Origin of the sequence: Rhodomicrobium sp. R_RK_3 (assembly GCF_002198715.1) — a bacterium.
Classification (GTDB): domain Bacteria; phylum Pseudomonadota; class Alphaproteobacteria; order Rhizobiales; family Rhodomicrobiaceae; genus R-RK-3.
On the sequence record NZ_MWLK01000030.1, the window covers coordinates 259,653 to 278,661 of the forward strand.

Annotated in this window: 11 protein-coding genes; 5 read left to right on the top strand and 6 right to left on the bottom strand. The window is 61.2% G+C overall.

From position 1 onward, the window contains the following. Window positions 1-29: 29 nt before the first annotated feature. A complete protein-coding gene (locus tag BLEFHOIH_RS26785) occupies window positions 30-191 on the bottom strand; it encodes a hypothetical protein (protein WP_170937222.1) in 162 nt (53 codons plus the stop codon). Window positions 192-612: 421 nt separating this feature from the next. On the opposite strand from BLEFHOIH_RS26785, the gene dcm reads away from it, so the two are divergent. The 4 genes from dcm to BLEFHOIH_RS17450 are packed head-to-tail and all read left to right on the top strand — an operon-like array spanning window position 613 to window position 12,299. Then, complete coding sequence (gene dcm, locus BLEFHOIH_RS17435; protein WP_088347293.1) at window positions 613-1,812, top strand: DNA (cytosine-5-)-methyltransferase; 1,200 nt, start codon at window positions 613-615, stop codon at window positions 1,810-1,812. After that, complete coding sequence (locus tag BLEFHOIH_RS17440) at window positions 1,809-4,334, top strand: hypothetical protein (protein WP_088347294.1); 2,526 nt, start codon at window positions 1,809-1,811, stop codon at window positions 4,332-4,334. Before dcm ends, BLEFHOIH_RS17440 begins: the two co-directional genes overlap by 4 nt. A 41-nt stretch (window positions 4,335-4,375) precedes the next feature. Then, window positions 4,376-6,427, top strand: coding sequence for a hypothetical protein (locus BLEFHOIH_RS17445; protein WP_088347295.1), 2,052 nt, complete (start codon window positions 4,376-4,378; stop codon window positions 6,425-6,427). 22 nt (window positions 6,428-6,449) lie between these two features. Continuing rightward, window positions 6,450-12,299 carry a DEAD/DEAH box helicase gene (locus BLEFHOIH_RS17450; protein WP_088347296.1) on the top strand — a complete coding sequence of 1,950 codons (5,850 nt, stop codon included), beginning with the start codon at window positions 6,450-6,452 and terminating at the stop codon, window positions 12,297-12,299. A gap of 164 nt (window positions 12,300-12,463) precedes the next feature. Here the strand turns inward: BLEFHOIH_RS17450 and BLEFHOIH_RS17455 are convergent, their stop codons facing one another. The 5 genes from BLEFHOIH_RS17455 to BLEFHOIH_RS17475 form a co-directional block, all read right to left on the bottom strand. Then, window positions 12,464-12,874, bottom strand: coding sequence for a very short patch repair endonuclease (locus BLEFHOIH_RS17455; protein ID WP_210191580.1), 411 nt, complete (start codon window positions 12,872-12,874; stop codon window positions 12,464-12,466). A gap of 149 nt (window positions 12,875-13,023) precedes the next feature. Further along, window positions 13,024-13,986, bottom strand: coding sequence for a hypothetical protein (locus tag BLEFHOIH_RS17460; protein ID WP_125461768.1), 963 nt, complete (start codon window positions 13,984-13,986; stop codon window positions 13,024-13,026). Window positions 13,987-14,384: 398 nt separating this feature from the next. Next, window positions 14,385-15,554, bottom strand: a complete 1,170-nt coding sequence (locus BLEFHOIH_RS17465) for a hypothetical protein (protein WP_088347299.1) — start codon at window positions 15,552-15,554, stop codon at window positions 14,385-14,387. Window positions 15,555-15,556: 2 nt separating this feature from the next. Further along, window positions 15,557-17,848, bottom strand: coding sequence for a hypothetical protein (locus BLEFHOIH_RS17470; protein WP_088347300.1), 2,292 nt, complete (start codon window positions 17,846-17,848; stop codon window positions 15,557-15,559). Window positions 17,849-18,258: 410 nt separating this feature from the next. Then, window positions 18,259-18,489, bottom strand: coding sequence for a helix-turn-helix transcriptional regulator (locus BLEFHOIH_RS17475; protein ID WP_245297062.1), 231 nt, complete (start codon window positions 18,487-18,489; stop codon window positions 18,259-18,261). Window positions 18,490-18,658: 169 nt separating this feature from the next. On the opposite strand from BLEFHOIH_RS17475, the gene BLEFHOIH_RS17480 reads away from it, so the two are divergent. Next, on the top strand, window positions 18,659-18,913 hold the full coding sequence (locus BLEFHOIH_RS17480; RefSeq protein WP_088347301.1) for a hypothetical protein: 255 nt from the start codon (window positions 18,659-18,661) through the stop codon (window positions 18,911-18,913). Window positions 18,914-19,009: the final 96 nt, after the last annotated feature.

A 19,009-nucleotide genomic window follows, 5' to 3' on the forward strand; every position in this document is an offset into this window, starting at 1 on the left:
GGGGAAAGCCGCCGGGCCTTGGCCTGGGGTCAGGTCGGCGGCAGGAAGTTCTGCTTAGACACGATGGAGTGGCCGAGCATGTTCTCCAACGCCTCGCGGGCGATGGCGGCGACCTTGGCGCTGTTCACGGACGCTTCTTTAGTGGGCACATAGCCGACGGGCTTGCGCTTATCGATGATCTCGACCGCCAACGTCGAGAAGCGCCTGGAGCAACTAGACGGATATCAGGACGCGCTCGCGCTGTGAAGCGGCACGGCATTTAACCCCAAATCGGCGGCTGACTGTCAACCCCGGTGTTCCAGCGCTAAGACCCTATCGGACCACGACAAATTAGCAGCGGAGTGAGGTCAACGTCCGGGCCGAAAAGGGTCAAAGCCGATCCACAGTGTAGTTTGCCGCTTGCACAGCAAGCTGACCGATTGCTGAAGCTGAGAACTCGATGGCTTCCCGGCCACGGTGAAGCTCCGCATCGGTCAGCGAAGCCTGCTTCCCCAGCGCGGCTTCTCGACTTCGGCTGCCCTAAGCTTGTGCACATCGTCCTGCCGCAGCGCGTCACCAATTGATCTTCCTACGCCGAATATGGCAATTCTGTGATGCGGGGGAAATCGGCTAATGGCGAGTGGTTTTCGATTTTACGAATTCTTTGCCGGCGGCGGAATGGCGAGGATTGGCCTGGGTCCGGAATGGACCTGCGCGTTCGCGAACGACAACGCCGTCCAGAAGGTGGCTGCATACAAGGCGCGCTGGGGTGAGGGCGAACTGGACGAGAGGGGGGTCGACGAGATCGGTGTCGACGACCTGCCGGGGACCGCACACCTAGCCTGGGCTTCCTTTCCCTGTCAGGATCTCTCGATCGCTGGCAGCGGGCGGGGCATTGGCACGGCTGGTGAGCGGATCACGCGCTCTAGCGCGCTATGGCCATTCCTAGACCTCATCGAGGCTCTTAAGCTAGAGGGACGACACCCTCGTGTCATCGCGCTGGAGAACGTTACTGGATTGCTCACTTCCAGCGGCGGCCGCGACTTCGCCGCCATATGTCAGGCGCTTGCCGGTATTGGCTATGACTTCGGTACCGTCGTCATCGACGCCAAGCACTTCGTACCACAATCGCGCCCGCGGATCTTTATCGTCGCCGTACGCGAAGACGTGCAGATACCGCTCGGCCTAGCGCATTCGGAGCCTATGCGACCCTGGCACACCGCCGGGGTTGTCAAGGTCCACGCCGATCTGAACGAGATCCTCACCAAGCGATGGCGCTGGTGGAACCTCGGTGAAGCACCGGTTCTTGCGGAGTGCGCGCTCCAGGAGGCGCTAGTGCTAGGCGCGGGCGCGAGTTGGCATACCGAAGCGGAGACCGCGCGGCTGCTCTCGATGATGCCGAGGTCGCATCTCTCACGGCTCGCGGAGGCGAAACGAGCAGGTCGCATCATGATCGGCAGCCTCTATCTTCGCATGCGACCGGAGAACGGCGCGAATGTGCAGCGAGCCGAGATCGCCTTTGGGTCGACGCTTGGCTGCCTCCGAACGCCGCGCGGCGGCGGATCTCGGCCGAGGATCATCATAGTCGACGGCGAGGAGGTGCGAACCCGGCTCCTCTCGCCGCGTGAGGCAGCGGGACTGATGGGGCTTCCACTGGATCATCCGCTTCCCGAGCGGTATCAACACGCGTTCCAGCTAATCGGCGATGGGGTTGTCACGCATGTCGTACGTTTCCTCGCCCACACGCTAATCGAGCCCCTCGCTCAGGCGCCTCTCATGCACAGCTCCCGCACGGCGCATCCGATCTCGATTCCCGAGGAGGAGCCAGCATGAATGAATCGCCCATCGTGCTGCCGACGACGTTTGTTGCGTGGGAGCGCGCGCTCGTGGATCGCTTCCTTCGCGCGTCCTACGGCGAAGATGCGTCACCGCTGCGTTCGTTCGAGATCACCGGGGATACGCTGGCAACTGCATTCAACCACATTCCGTCCTCGGGTGTCGAGGCCGAGGCAGCGTTCCGCGAGGCGATGCGTTCGGATCCACAGGTCTGGCGGGCGCTCGCCCAGGGCCGGCAGCGCGAACCCACTGCTAGCAGTCCGAGCTGCTTCGCATACCTTTGCATGTCACTCCTGATCGACACTCTACTCGACGGTGAGTATTCCGGTCGCGGACAATATCGAGAGCGCCTTCGCACCTGGCTCAGCACTTCGCGCTCGATGATGCAGCTGTCCGGCATCGCCGGAATGTGGAGGAGCCTGGCGTCCTGGCTCGATGAGCGTATCGCCGCCGGCGAGGGTTTTCGGAGGCTCATGCTGCCCGACCCCCGGATGTGGACGCAGATCGGATACACCCGCCGCCTCTCCTTTCCGACCAGATCCGACATCAAATTTCTTGAGCGCGTGCTCCTCAGCGTCCGAGGAGGTTCTGCGGATCCGCCGGGGCTAATCCGCGCCGTCGAGGCTGCCCTCGATCGCCGGGGGGCGTCGTGGGGCATGGAAACCGCCTTCGCCGAGTTCCGCGACGCGTTCCGCAGCGGCGGCGCCTCGAGCGATCACCGATTCTGGCGGCTCGTCCTACGGGCCAAGGGCGGCTCCGGGAGTGCCTCGGAGATGGCGAACGCGAAGCTGGAGATCGAGTTCGACGAGGACGGTCGTCGAGGCCTGAGGCTCGACTCCGCGCCTGCGATAGATCTCGGGGCGGCGATGCAGGCTCCGCCCGTGCTCCGGAGCGCCAACCTAGGCCTTGCGGCAACTCGCGGGATCGTCTTCTTCCGGCAGGTCGGAATGGCTCACTGGCTGGCCGACGCCGAACCGCCGCCTGGAACCGCACACGTCGGTGTCGCCGCGTCGCACGCGGCAATCGCCAGAGGCATGACGATTGCATTCGAACCGAGCGGAGGCTGGCTCTTGACCACTGCGCCGGCTTCACCTCGCACTGTCGACGATCTGCTCACACGGCTGCGCTTGGTACGCCTACGGCAGGAGCGGCTCATCGACATAGGCGTCGAGGGCGGTATCCGTATGGCGGGGGACTTTCTCGGCCGGGCGAGGTTCCTGCCCCGAGTCAACGCCGCCGCGCGCAGCGTGACCATTCGCCCGCTTTCGGAACAGGACGCCGCCGCTGCTGCAAGATGGATCGAAGGCAGCATCGTCGCGGATCAGGCTCTGGATGGACGTTATGAAATCTCGGTGTCGTTGGGACGCAGCGGCGATGCGCCGGAGTGGACGCGCCGGATCCAGTTCCGGCGGGACGCGCAACAGCATCCAGATCTTGGCGGCGCGGCCGAGCGCCAACCGCCGATCGTCGAATGGACAGCAATGGAGCCTGGACGCTGGCGCACCGTGCGGGAGCGGAGCCTTGCGTGGCAAAGCTTATACGGCGATGCAGCGGACCTCTTCGAAGCGATCTACGCGGCAGGGCGCGTGAAGCTCGCGGAAGCCGAGGTGATCGACCTGATATCCCGCGTCTCCGCAGGCGGCACGTCGTCTTGGGACATTCTGCGTGCGATTCACGAAGCTGGCTTCGCAACGGCACGACAAAGAGCGGAATGGCGCGGACGAGTCTGGACGCTAGAGCCGCCGCAACTCGCCAACATAGGTTCAACGGTCATTGTCATGGGCGCGACGTGCGTCGCTATGCAGGATGAGTTTCGCCAAGTCGCCCAGCATGCGGGAGGCTCGCCCTTCCGCACGCTGGGACCATCGCCATGGAGCCCCCCAGTCACCGGCGCGGTCGGCGTTGTGGCTGAGCGCCTCTCCAAAACGCTCGGGTGGGCGATCGCCAAGGCACCGCGTGTCCCGCGCATGCTTCCCGGGCGGTTGGAGACCTCCACGCTGGTTGCGGAGCACCACGTGCTAGCGTCCAGTTGGGACTGGAATCGCCGCAGGTTCGTGCCAGGCACTGCTCCCGGGGCGGTTGTGTCGCTAACGCGTTGGGTCCATCCGAGCGGTCGGGATCACGACCAGTATCGAGTGAATAGCTGGAAAGGAGAGACCCGCCACGCCACCCGAGTGGCAGCGATCCTCCAGGCGCACGTAGTGGCGGGCCGACCATTATTTGCGTTGGAGGGCGACACCCTCGTACGTAGGTCCGCTGAAGGCGCTCTGCCGCTCGAATTCGCGCAGTCGCTGCGCCTTTCCGCGGGTGCCGGCGGCGGGCCGTGCGGGGACGGGAGCTACGTTTATCCGTTGGGCGATATGCTTCTAGCCAGTCTAGCGTCGGCCTTGCCGGGCTGCATCGAAGGGGTTCCCCACAGACTGACGGAGTTGGCGGACGTCGCAGCGATCGTGAGGTCGAGGCGGTCTGGCGGCCGCATCCGCCTGCGCTGGTCAGGCGGCACGGTGTCGGTGACATGACTGCGGGAGGAAACTGGTACGCCGGGCGCCTAGCGCGGAGAATGGGCGCGCGCGTGTCGGTGGACGTGCTCGCGATGGAAGGATCCAGCGGCTGGGAACTTGTTCGCTATCCGCGGAAGCTCTTCCCAAAGAACGGGCAGGTCGAACTACTCAGCGCATCTGCCAACTCTTTTCGATCAGGCGAGTGGCTCGTGTTCCAGATCATGGCCAGCCCGCGACCGAACGCACAACCGTCCCGCATCAGCGCGCATCGCATCCTATCGCGCTTCGCCGACCTCCAAACCCTGGGCACGGTGGAGGCCGCCCGCTTCCTTTTCACGCGGGAGGGATGGGATGGGGCGATCAATCCGGGGCACTGGACCGTGAGGTTCAGCGAAGACTGTATCCTCACGCTTCAACTCGCTCGTAGCCCGGATGGCCGCCTGCGTTGCGTAGACCGGAGCCTTAGCGAGGTGGACTGCTACACCTTTGAAGCGGGGAATCTGCTCGGCGAACCGGCGGCGGAAAATCCACAGCAACTCTACGATCTGCACAGCGAGCGGCCGCTGGTCACTTACAACTGGTCTCCGGGCGCAGATTACGTCGCGCACGTCGTCCGCGCCCTGGCGGGTGCCGACGATCCAAGGCTGCCGGAGCTGATCACCTGGCTCGAGCTGCATCGCGACGAGGTGAGCGGGCGGATCTCGGCAATCGGTACCGACCACAAGCTCGCATTCGAAGCGCTGCGTTCCGGTGAGCTCGCCGCAAGACTCACAGCGGACCGAGAGGTGATGTCTGCATATCTCGACGCTGTGAGGATCGACCCTGCGATCGCGGCCGCGGTTGAGCAAGCGGTAAGAGCGGAGGCCGTAAGGTCACGCGAAGTGGTGCGCACAGAGATAGCGGCAGAACTGGCTGCCGAACAGAGCGCCCGGCGGGCGGAGCAGGATGCAAAGAGCCTAGCTCGTGAGGCGACGCTCGAGCTGGAGCTGCAAGCGCAGATCACCGATCGCGAGCGCGAGCTCAGTGAAGCGCTCGAACGGCGCATCGCCGAACGCGATCGCACCGCGATCGCGGCATCCAAGGCCGAGTGGGAAGCTGCGGTGGCGGAGGTCGAGGCTTTCCGAGCGAGCGTCTCGGACATGAAACGCGAACGGGATGCGCTCGCCGAGGAGGTCGAAGCCCTTAAATCCGAGGCAGAGCGCCAGAGGGAGTTGGTACGCGTGGCGGAGGGTCGATTGACGGAATTGGAACGCGATCTCGCCTCGACAGTACAGCGCTCGGTAACCCGAGCCGTCGCAACGCTACCCGTGATCATGTCCAGCTCCGCTAGGCCAATTGACCGCGCAGAATTGGGCGAGCAAATTGCGCGCTGCGTGCTGCTCACAGGTGTTGGCAAGCAGCTGATGATGAGATTCGCGGCCTACCTCCTCTCCGGAGAGGTGCCGATCCTTGACGGGCCACAGGTCGAGGACTTCTCGCTAATCGCCGAGGCGCTTCTCGCCGCCGGCAGGCTGGTGTCTTTCGACGCGGACGCGACCATCATCGCGCCAGAGGACATCTGGTCGCGTCCAGGATCGCGGCTCGATACCCAGGTTGCCCAGGCCGCCGTGCTGGCGAGTACAGGATATACCTGCCTCGTCAAGCTGCACGAGATCGATCGTTCGGCCGCCCGTTGCTGGTATCCGGCGATTTGCGCACTGGCGCGGCGAGGTCTGCTGCCAAGGCGGCTGCTGATGTTTGCTACCCTTTCGGACCCAGCATCTGAAGAGGCCGCGGCGTTGCCTGCCAATGCCTGCCGGCTGACGGTGGACAGTGCGGTGGCCGAGGGCGCGGCGCTCGTCGCTCCGGGGCTTCTCGGGAGCGGCACGAACGCCACGGCGTTGCACCTCGATCCGGGCGACCGGCCGACCGATCTCTCGTCCGCGATGGCGACGCTGCCTGCACTCGCCGACCTTGGCATTGGACTCGACATTGCGACATCCTTGAGGCTTGCCAGGGCGGTGGTCGAGACCGAGGGCCTCGCACCACCCAACTCTGGACGGGCGTTGGAGACGGCGCGGAACTTTTGCCGGGACACTCGGCGCGATGAAGTCGGCGGGACCGCCGGATAACGCCGGATAACAGGAGAGACGGGTGCTTGATCCGATTGGCGGCTTCGAACGAATAAAGGACTTCTTCACGTCGTACGTGGAGACCAGCTTCCGCATCTCCGATCCCGCGGTCGCCGCCGCACGCTATGAACTTCTGCGGCGCCCCGATATCTTCGCGACACTCCCCTTCGTCGAACCAGTGCCGCGTTACCGCTCCAGCGACCACCTCCTCGAGGACTTCGTCGACATGGACGGAGGCCCTCTCGAACCGCTCTCGCGAGGCGCCCGCGTCGCCTTCGTGGAGCTCGCCCTTTCCGGTTTGTTCGACGGCCGTCCTAGTGACGGCGAGCTACGTCGCCGATCCATATACCCACCGTACCGCCATCAAGTAGGCATGCTGGCCCGTGGTGTGCAGCCAGGTCATCCAGGCATCGTCACCTCCGGCACGGGCTCGGGCAAAACCGAGAGCTTCATGCTTCCGGTACTCGCCGCCATCACCAACGAGGCCGTCAGGTGGGCGAGACCTTCGGCGGGGTACCTCTCGAACGATTGGTGGAACACGCCACGTTCGCGCTGGGCGCCTCAGCGCGCCGGGGAGAACAGGCCAGCTGCGGTGCGGGCGCTCGTCCTCTATCCGATGAACGCGCTCGTCGAGGATCAGATGGTGCGTCTTAGGCGGACCCTCGACTCCGACGACGCGCGAAGCGTCATGGACGTCCGGTTTGGCGGAAACCGCATCTTCTTCGGCCAGTACACGGGCGTGACGCCAGTGACTGGGTACGAGCGCCATCCCCGCATTTTCGGGGAGGAGGCTGAACGCAAACGGCGTGCGCGGCGGCTGCGTGAGCTTCGAGCGACGATGTGCGCGCACGATGAGAACCAAGCGGCCGCCCGACGGCACGATGCCACGGTGATCGCAGAGGCGCTCGCCGCAGGCAAGAGAGCTCCGGATTTGACTCGGTACATCTTTCCGTCGCTAGACGGTGCGGAGATGGTGTCGCGGTGGGACATGCAGGACAGCCCCCCCGACCTGCTGGTGACCAACGCCTCGATGCTCGGTGCGATGCTCGCGCGCGAGGTCGAGCAGGGTATGTTCGAGCAAACTAGAGAGTGGCTGATCTCAAACGATGACGCCTATTTCTATCTCGTATTCGACGAGCTCCATCTGATCCGCGGTTCCGCCGGCACTGAGGTCGCGTTTTTGGTCAAAGCCCTGATCCAACGGCTAGGGCTCGACCGCCCGGGACAACGTCACAAGCTGAGGATACTCGCCTCTTCGGCGTCGCTTCCGATGGACGATGAGCCAGGCGTCCAATCGCGTCGCTACCTCCGCGACATGTTCGCCCCGTTCGGCACCAGCCGCGGCCCAGAGGATCTCGGTTCTGAGAAGGCAGACTTCTGGGAGGAATGCGTTGTCCGCGGAACGGCCGAGCTTCCCGAATGGGCCGGTGGCCGCATCCCTGGGCGGCCTTTCGCCGATCTCCTGCAAGTATGCGCCTCCGGATCGGACTTCGTGGCGCGGCTCAATGATGCCGATCATGTGATGGAGGCGATCGGGGCCGCTGCTGACGCAGTTGGCGTCGCTCGCGACACACGCATGGTGCCGGCGCTCGCCGAGGCGGCCGCTGCGATTCTTACCCAGGCCTGCCGGGACGGCGACAGCGTGCGTGCGCGATCGGTCGACGATATTGCCAACCGAGTCTTCAACGATGAAAGCGGCCCAATCGCAGTCCGAGGTTTGATGCTGGCACGCGCTTTGCCAGAGGCTGAAGCCTTCAACCAGGCCAGTCCACACCCCGCCACTCCCTCATTCCGCGTACACTGCTTCGTGCGCAACATTGAAGGGCTGTTCGCGGCACCGTCGGTCGACGCCGAGGGCCGCGTCACGTATGGCAGTCTTGGCGTAGAGCGCGGGATGTCGCACGCCACGCCGGCACCCGGTGAAACGCGGGGGCCGCGGCTCTTCGAGATGCTTTATTGCGAGGCCTGCGGGGACCTCCTGATGGGTGGTCAGCGGGGCACCATGAACGGCGGCCACAGCGAGACCGAACTCTTACCATCGACCACTGAGCTTGAGAACCTACCAGAGCGGGCGGCGGCGGAGTATTACGACCGCATGACCTTCGATCAGTTCGCTGTCTTCTGGCCGCGTCGATCGGAGCCGCAGCGGCCAGAGAGTGGCTTCGACGAGTGGGAGTCGGCGAGCCTTAACCCCGAGACTGGCGTCGTCAGTGTGGGACAAGCGGTGCCCGATGGATCGATCGCCGGTCATCTGTACTTCCAGACGGACGCGGCGGTCCGGCGTGGTCGCACGCTGGATGTGAAGTCGGCGCAGCCCTTCTGCTGCCCGAAGTGCGGCACCGACTACTCCAACCGGCCATCAACAAGCCGGTCGCGATCGCCGATCCGCGCGTTCCGCACCGGTGTCAGCAAGGCGTCCCAGCTCGTGGCGACGGAGCTATTCGAGCTACTCTATGCGATTGGTGCGGCCCCGAAGTGCATCGTGTTCTCTGACAGTCGGCAGGACGCGGCTAACCAGTCGCTCGAGATCGAACGACTCCACCTGCGCGATCTTCGTCGTGAGATTCTGGTGTCGGTCGCCCGCGCCTACCTCGCTCGGCGGACGGCCGAGACGCTCGATCCGACAGAGACGATGGCGCGCATCAACGAGCTAATGGGCACCGATCCCGCGGCGGCCATGGCTTTAATGGGGCAGTTGAGCAGTCAGAACGGCGATCGGCAGGTAAGCGTCCCCAATAGGAAGGTGCAGCTTGAGCGCATCTTCGACTACCGCGCGGACGGACGGGGAGACGTCGGCGAGCTAATCGCCGAGTATGTCCGCCTGGGCGTTCATCCGTTCGACGAGGTGGGCCTGAAGACGTTCCAGCGCCGGCCTTGGTACGACGCATTTCAGGAGAATGACGGTGCCATCTCCTACAACCCAGGGCTTTCGGACACCGACCGCCAGCAGCTCTGGCTAAAGATCTTCGGTGAGCAGAGTGAGCTCGTGGACGACGTCATCTTCGCGAACACGTTCTTCGCTCTGGAGGAGACCGGGCTCGCATATCCGTCGCTGTCCCGCGATGCCGGCGATGAAGTGGACCGCATGGACGTCTGGGTCCGGGTCTTCTCGAGCGCCACCCGCGTCCACGAGAACAAGTACTTCGACGCGACGCGAGTACGAGAATGGGGGGATTCGTCCGCCGTGCCGCGGACGAATCGGGTTGCCAGGTTCGCGCGCGCCGTTTTCGGTGACGACGGCGGCATAGGCCTGGACGGTATTCTCCGCCGCCTGGGTACGATGGGGCACCAAAACGGTATCATCCGCGTCCAGCGCGTCTATCTGCGCATTGCCCGAGAGGATGATCCGTACTGGCGCTGCGGCTCGTGCGAGCGCGTCCACATGCACCGCGGTGTGGGGATCTGCACCCGCTGCTACTCGCCGCTCGCTCAGGATGAGACCGGAGCCGTCCTGGAACTCTGGCGATCCAACTTCCTCGGACGACGGATCGTACGCGGGCAACAGGAGGGCGTCAGGCGCTTCAGACTACGATGCGAGGAGCTCACGGGGCAGACTGACGACTTCTCGGACCGGCTGCGCAAGTTCAAAGGCATCTTCGTTGATGGCGAGGACCCGGTCTCGCGAAGGGCGCGGGAGATTGACATGTTGTCAGTCACCACGACTATGGAGGTCGGCATCGATATCGGTTCGCTGCAGAGCGTCTACCAGGCGAATATGCCGCCGCAGCGCTTTAACTACCAGCAGCGCGTGGGTCGCGCTGGTCGTCGCGGACAGGCCTTCTCACTCGTCGTTACATTTTGCCGCGGCCGCAGCCACGACGCCTATTACTTCGCGCATCCTGCGGCCATCACAGGTGATCCGCCGCCACCCCCCTTCCTCGCCGTCGATCACGATCCCATTCCGATGCGGCTGCTGCGCAAGGTGTGGCTGAGGGCCGCCTTCGACCTGCTGAGGCGCGAATGCCAAGACCAGGGCGTGGGTTTTCCCAGCGATGGGCTGGTACCACCCGACGTGCACGGGGAGTACGTCCCTACGGACGAATACTATGGCGACGTGCCCAGCGAGGACTGGCAGGCTGAGTTGCGACGCGCGCTCGAAGCCACCATCAACGTGCGCGACGGGTTCGCTGCCGCCGCCGCCATCGATCCGCTGCAGAGGGCGCGCCTGCTCAAGCGAGCCACCGTCAGCGCGCTGATCGAGGAGATCTGGGAGCAGCGCCCATTCAGGCCGAACGGACGTCGAGGTCTCGCTCAGTTCCTTGCGGAGCGCGGCCTCTTACCAATGTACGGCATGCCAACCCGCGTCCGGCAGCTCTACCTCGGCCTGCGCCCGGAGACCGACGAACAGGACACCGATTACGACTGGTCAACGATGGATCGCGATCTCGATACGGCGGTATTCGAGTTCGCACCAAGCTCCGTGCTAACGAAGGACAAGAGGAAGCACCGCGTGGTCGGATTTACCGGCGACATGCTGCCGCCCGAGCGGCGGGGCAGAGATATCCTCGTGGCAGCAGCCTCGCAATGGCGGGAATCCGATCACTATGTTGCCCTGTGCATGCATTGCGGCTCGGCACGCTACTCTGTGGCTGTTCCCACAGCGGCTCTCAAGTGCGAGGACTGCAACGGGGAGGTCCCGTCCGACGCTTTCCAGCTCTACGTCACACCAGCCGGTTTCCGAACCGATTTTCGACCCGAGCGGAACGACCTCGACACCGTCGGGCGGATGGCGACCCGAACCGTAGCAACTGTGCTGCACCAGGGCGAGACCGTCGACGCCCGAAACATCAGAGTTCGGAGGGGCGCTGGCGTCACCATCATGCAATTGAACGATGGTCCGAATGACGATCAGGGATCTAGCAGCCGGTTTAGTGTAGTCGAAACGCCGGATCTCGGAGTTCCTATTCCGCCAACCGGCAATACGACCGAGATCCAGGACCTGCAGGCCATAGACCCGGAGCACGCCTCCAATCCATCCTCGGGAGGTCGGTGGGCGGTGATTCCTAACAGCGCGACAACCTTCGGCCTGATCGCGAAGAAGGAGACGGATGCGCTATACCTTGAGATGAAGTCGTTTGATCCGCGACTGACACTTGATCAGGTCGCTCGCCGGGGATTGCGCTCTCATCTTCCGACGAGGGCGGCCGCGATAAGCGCGACCCAGATGTTGGTGCAGCGCGCCGCGTTGGATTTGGATGTATCCTCGGACGAGTTCGAGGCGTTAGAACCCCGGCTCCGGGATGGACGCCCCATGCTACAAATAGCCGACGCGCTCATCAATGGATCGGGACTCTCGCGCAGGCTCGGTGCCGACCGGAGCGACGGGACTCCCCACATCGTCAACCTGATGCGAAGCATTGTGGAGGACGATATGGAATGGCCTCTAGTAGACCTCCTATCGACCGACGAGGAAGGCGAGCACGCGGCGCGGTGTCAGACGTCATGCTATCGCTGCATCCAGCGGTACGGGAACCGTCCCTATCACGGCCTTCTCGACTGGCGATTGGGCCTTTCCTACCTTCGCGCGATGATTGATCCAACTTACGGATGCGGCCTCGACGCTCGCGACCTGCGATATCCGGAGTTGTCGCTCTGGCCGCAGCGTGCGGCGGCCCTGGCGGAGACGGTGGCGTTGATGCGGCCCGGTTCGCTCACCGCGGGCACCCATGCCGCATCAGCGCTCCCCTGCCTCCACGAAGGCGGACGGACGGACGCTTCCAGCACTATAGTCGTCATACATCCGCTTTGGCGCCGCGACGGTGCGCTGGGATTGGCGCTCGCCGGTGGAGAGGCGATCCGCTTCGTCGACACATTCGAGCTGGAGCGCCGACCTCTTAGGGCTCTGGAGCAAGCGCGAAGAGCCGCAGCGTGACGGTGGTGCTCGACATCGAGGATCATCTACCGCGAGCGGCAGAACGGCGACGGCTCACTTGTGGCGAGAATGGCGGACGTAGTCGACGACTCGGGCCAGCTGACCACTATCTCACACATCATCGGGAGCGCTTCGCGAGCACTGCCCACTAGTCACCGTGCCGACTAATCCACCGTCGTCTTTGCTCGCAGGGCATTCTTGATATACTCCGGTTCACGAAGTCTGCATTCCCACAACACAAGAGCTCGCCAGCCGATGCTCTTGAGCCCCTCAATCGCCGCAGCGTCGCGTGCGATTGTCTGGTTGAACTTATTCGTCCAGTAATCGACGCGTGTGCGGGGCATCGTCGCGTGATCACAGTCCGGATGGCGATGCCAGAAGCAGCCGTGGACGAAGACCGCGAGATGATACCTAGGGAATACCAGGTCCGGGTTGCCTGGAAGATCTCGCCGATGGAGACGGAATCGCAAGCCCAAGCGATGGGCCATGCGCCTGACGATTATCTCGGGAGTGGTGTCTCGAGAGCGGACCGCCCGCATCGTCTTGCGTCGTTGCTCCGGGTCTAGGTTATCCACGCTACGGGTTCCTTGTTGCGAGCTTGCCATGCAGATATGGAAGGATCCCTAATCCCCGTAAGGCGGCTTGCACAGCAGCGCTCTCCTCCGAATGCTTGCCGCATGCGTTATTCGGCGGCTACATGACGCTTCACCGCTCAAGATGGTTGTCAAACGGATTTCTCGGCGAGTAAATGGTTGCCCTGGCTGGCAGACTTTGAATCCACGTCACCGCGCGCACCTTTCGACGTCTCTGGCGTCACGTCATATCCGTCCTTCACCTCGCTGACCCTGAAGCAAGTGCCGTTGAGTCGAAAGCTCCTGGGCAGAGAGATAGTGGCATGCGGGTTGGCCACCAGCTGAAAGTCGCCCCCAAGCAAGGCTGGCTTGTTCGCGGCATCGACACGAGAGCAAAGCAGGCCGCTTAGCGCGGCGCACTCTTTTCGTTGAAACACGCCCGTTGGGACAAGCGCACCAGCGGCCTTGGGGATTTCATTTCGGAAATGATAGCCCGTTCGAACGGCTTTCAGCGTCTCGCGATTTATGACGACGTAAAGGGGGCCAACCGTGAAGGCCGCCTGAAGGATACGGGGCGGCTCGGAATCAGCGTGTTCAAATCCAATCCCGCGTGGATTGATGGCGATCACGAAAGCGTCTTTGTCGGAGATCGTCCCGTTCTTGATCCACTGCGCGTATTGGCGATCAAACTTGTCCGAGATGCAGTTTAGATATCGGAGGATGATTTTTTCTTCTGGAACATTCTGAACCGTCCCATCGTGCTTCATTTCTGGCACTTGGTCGGCATGGCCATCTGCCCCGCGCGTCGGTGAAACGGCCTCGAACCAGATGCGGCGGTCTTCGAAATCAACACCGAGATCCGGTCCCGGCTTGGGCGCATGAATCTCGAATCCATGCTCGATAAAATAGGCACCAAGATACATTTCCCAGTAGCGAGCGTCGAAATTGGTCCGCAGCTCGACGAGGAATTGGGCGTCAGCGTAAGGCTCAAAGAGGTCCCATAACGCTTCGCAATGCTCCTTCGCTTCCTTCAGGGGGCCACCCTTCGCTTCGCGAATGTTGATATAGCCGAGGTCCGTAGCGGCTTCATTGGAGAAAAGGGGAGACTTAACCATAGGTGCTTCCTGGCTGCTCTGATAACGGGGATTATCCATCGACGCCGCGAGGGCAGTCTTGGCCGAATGAATTGAGAGACATTGGTTTTATACCTCGACGATTCGTAAATTTCGTCCACCAAATCAGCTTGATCTTCTACCCGAAACTGGGCCGAGTTGGATTGCAATTTTCCATTGGAAGCTTTGGCTGAGGAAGGGAATTTCCGCAAAGCGCTCGAGGTTCAATGAGGCGCGGATTGCCTTTATTTTGCAGCAGGCGGGTATTGCCGATGCCACGTTTTACGATTGGCGCAAAAAAATATGCCAGGTGACGCCATAGCTTTGCCTCGAAGCGGATCAAAGCGCCATACCGTCTTCGCATCGAATCCTAATTCGGCAGGACATATTCGCCGCAGCCATCACGGCCGCTTCATTTTCGATGGTCGCGGCAAGATAATTGCTGCAGAAACGCCTTTTATTGACTCTAGCCCTGACTTCAGCTCTTGATGCTGTTCGGTCTGGGCACGATCGTCCCAGACGAAGGCTACGATGCTGTCGTATATATCTGTCTTGCTGAGATACAGGCTTGCGTCTGCTGCGATCTCCTCGATGACCTTCGCGCATGCGGCTTGACCGCTACCGCGCATGAATTTCACTTCGACAATCGTCCTCAGAGATGGAATGCCCAGATCGGCACGTGGATGCTTGTGGCCAATCGACGGCAGGTTTTCTTCGTCTTCCAGGTCTGCAAACACCGGTGCGAGAACTGTCCAAAGGAGATTTTGGACATGATATTCGTTCTCGATCTCCCACCTTGCAATGGCAGAATTTGGCGTTCGACTTTTGGACTCGTATGTCCATAGTCGCATCGAGCGGGCCAAATTGTTCAATAAACTAATGAGGTCGTTTCTGTTCGCGCCAGCGATGGCGATCTGCCCCTGTCGCGCAAGCACGTGATCGAACAAGGCCAATCGAACCGCGTCACGACCCGGATCACCATTATGCGCTTCGAGCCGCGCTGTGATTTCCCAGCCCCGGGTCAGATCACCGCTATCACACGCTCTAATTCCTTTCGCATTCATGGCGACGGCCAGATCGGGCGGCACCAGATGCAGACCGGTCTCGCCGACCACCAAGCGCGCGGCTCTGACAAGCCCCGTCTGCCATGCATCACTCGACAAATGCGCTTCCGATTGAACCAGCAGCTCCCTCAGCCATTGGCGATCGCTGGGTTTCTCGTCTCTCACAATGCCGAGCGATACGCCAAGCAAAGCGATCCCATCGACTTCGAAACGAAGCGGCCGCTTTGGCGCAAAGAAGCCTCGACCGGTGAGATGCGTGATTTCATTCTGAAGAAGATCGTATTCCTCGGGTGTCAGCAAACCGCTTGCCGCGCCGTAACCGAGCGCAGCGACATATTCGGGATGGAAGATCTTTCCCGCGAAGCCTAGCGCCTCTTCGACACGCCGCCGAAGCATAGCATCGTCCGAAATCATCCATGCGCAGAATGCGCCAACGTGGCATGGGAGGTCTTTGCCTTTGGCGAGTTCTGAGACCAGCGTGGTTCGTACGTCATTGAGGTTCATCATGACTACAAGAACCACAAGGTGCTGCCGATCTGCCCGAAATGGACCGCGTCGGAATCCCAGCCCTCTATGGCGCTGAGCCCTGCTAGCCGTTGGGCAATCAAATCTGAATAGCGGATAGTGATCGGGTAGGCCTCGGGCGCCAACATCCGCCACGAATGGCCGGAAAACTCGAACGCCTGCCGCGCCAAATAGGTCATGTCAGTAAAGGTCGAAAGCCGATGCAGCTTCAAGAGACAAGGTCTTGGCATTCCGTCTCTCGCCTGCTTCAATTCCGAAGCGCCGGAGAACACAATCAAAGACTCGCGGTCTCCCAATTTCATGTGCAGGCCCCGCTCGGGTCCGAGCACGCCTTTTTTGGGAGGGCGATATCCTATCCCCTGTTGCGAGTTGTCGAAAATTAGGTAGGGATGGCTTGGCGCGATATGGACGAATGCGAACGTCACGTTATCCAGATCGAGCGCTTCCACGGTTCGCTTTATCGCTTCGGCCTCCGTGTCTTTTGGCGGTTTGAACATGTGAAAGACGAGGCGGACTTTATCGGTGCTGCGCCAGTTATCCTGCTTGCGAACCGTCATAATCGATTTTTTCAGCGTTTCGTAAAGCGCCTCCGCATAGCCTTCGAACGGCACCACGGCGGTCCGATCACTGAGCAAGTAGCTTCCGTCACTAGAGAAAACGGTCGTAATGCCAACAAACCTCTGGCTTGATCCAATCCGGCTGCTCGAAACCGAATGCGACCCCAAGCCGATTACCAGTTCATGGGCGACTGTTTGCTGAGAGGCTAAAAGCCACGGCACGCCGCCCAGCTTCGCATAGGTTGCGAGGCTCATATGGTTCATCGAGAATACGAGTTCTGTGTCCGGCTGCCCCATCGTTTCCAAGCGCACGCTTTGGACAGGCACGTCCCGCTTCAAAAACACCGACTTGGTCGCATAGTATGGATTTGATCCGTCATCGAAGCTTTTGAACTCTTCTTCTACCTGGACGAGTGCCAAGTCCCATTTGAATCCTTCGTCCGTCGCCTGCGCTAAAGCGCGGCGGCTTGCCGCCAAATAGTCTTTGGCACTTGCGCTCTCGGAAGTGAAAAAGGTGACGCTGGGTTTTTCCAGGCAGAAGCGACGCAAAAAGCCATCACCGTACCGCGCCGTCTTGTGCTTGCCACCTGTGAGGGTCTCCGGCATGCCGTCGAGAAACTTCGCGACAAAGCGGTCGACTTGCCCCTCATATTTGCCCTGGCATACGACGGCAATTCTCAATCGCTTCGGACTGAACGTTCTCTGGTCATAAGGCCCATTCTTTTTGAGACCCCGCTCGTTCCAGTCGTCCTTGCGCGTGCCGCTTGGGTCGAAAACGAGCACGGATTTTGGAATTATTTCCGTGGTCGGAAATTCTTGGCTCCCAGAGGCAAGCATCGGGCCGAACGTGAACTTCGCGCCGGGAACCGCCTCAAGCGAGGCCTTCTCTCTCAGGTAGGAAAGGGCATCATCAATCTGCTTCTTCCGGCCCGGCCCCGAATGAAGCGCCGCCGCTTCGGCTGCCGCATTGTCGAGAACCATCTGCGCGCTTCCGCAAAGGATTTGACCTATGCAGTAATCAAACGCTTCTCGCCGGGCTTCCAGGAAAGCCTCTGCCGCACAAACCGTTTCAAATCCTTCCTTATGATCCTCCAATATGAGGACATCGCCTTCGACTGCCACAACCCGCCCGACCAACATGCGCGGTTTCATGAGCCGCTCGTCACGAGGCGCAACCTCTATCTGCACGTATCGTCCCATCAGGGAAATGCCCAGCGCCATCAAATCCGCGCAGGTCCCCAATATCAAATTTTTCAGACGCGTCTCGCAGACAAGGCCCAGCGTTCCCTTATCGCGCGACCGATAGATCCAGCGTGTCTCGAATTTCAACAACGTTCGTTTTTGTATCCATTCGGGTAGATCCCGGTGTTTCACCAGCCCCCGCTGCGCAGCGCCGATCACCGTTACCGGGGCGTCGAAGAGAATGTCACGATTGCCGCTGAAAGCCCTGACAAGAGCAGCCGAGAACAGAGGCGGCCAGAGCGCAGGCGTTTTCGCAAGATCGACTTCTTCTCGGATATTCGCGAGCGGACTTTGCCCGATGACGATCGGAATATCGACGATAGAGTTCTCGGCCCCGTCGCGCCGAAAGACGTGAGTTTCATGGAACTCCCTCCGCAATGTTTCCAGGCGCTCTTTCGCGTAAGGCTGTCGACCAATCAGAACTTGGGTCTCTCCTTGAATACCGATCGGCGCAAAATTTATGGTGTAATTCGACATGGCGGGTTGGATATTTCAGATAAAGTGTTTTTATCTCTCAAATTACACTGAGAATACTAAGGCAATACAAATGTCGGCAGACGGGTTGAAAGGGTCAAACCACCTTTGGCCTAGCATCGAGATTAGGCCATGGGGCTGTATTTCGTATCATACAATCTAGCTGATTCAACTCTCGTTGTGGGTAGTAAAGAGTGGATCGGGGCGCGTGCCGATCTGGTTTTCTTTGGGAGCACGGTTCGGCGTTAGGCTGTCGTGAACCTCGCCATCATCGCAGGCTCAGGGGCTGCGACAAACCGCTGGCTAGTTCTCCCTTCTGGAGCGCTCAGTTTTGTTTTGCTGGGCTGCCACAAGTCGCTAAGAACCACGGTGACCACCGCGACGATGGCGTGCGCCCCTGTGATCCGCCTGTCTTAGGAAGACTTCTTCATCCGTACTCCTGGTTGATCACCATTCGTGAATTCAACACCGGCCTTTTCCAGCGCATTCCGGATGGCCTCCAAAGTGCGCGGCTTCAACTCTTCACCGTTTTCAAGTCGTGCCAGTGTGTTCGTCGAGACGTTTGACATGGTGGCTACATCGCGGACGCTCAATCTTAATGCAGCGCGCGCCATACGATATTGCTCGGAGGTAATTATCGCCATGGTGTATCGAAATCGAGTTGACATGTCGAATTAAGCGCAGCATGATCAAGCTGCAGTATCGATTTCGCTACCGTATGGCAGAATCGGTTTGCTGCAAACGAAAACGGCCCGACGAGGTGCTGGTAACACCATCGCCGGACCTGACCAGCAACCTGTTGAAGAGGTAAGCATGGCTGAGAATGAGAATACCCCGCCCAATGGCGAGGGCAATATACGCGTGGAAATCGTCACGCTGATATACGAAATCCAGATCCTGTTCGAGACCGTCGTGATGGCGCTCGAGAGTCTTAAGGTTCTGCCTGAGGCAAAGTCGATCGCCGAGCAGCTCGGCGTCATCCAGAAGCTCGCATCCCAGGCAGGAGAAGCACTGGAGACACTGGGCAACGCCATCCAACGGGTCTTCCAGCCGCGCCCAGCGAACTGAGGCGATCCCCGAGACATGGCGGCGTTCGCCGCCATGTCCACAGATCGGCCGTCACGCAGGACGGTTCTTGGCCGCGATATGCGCTACTCCACACCT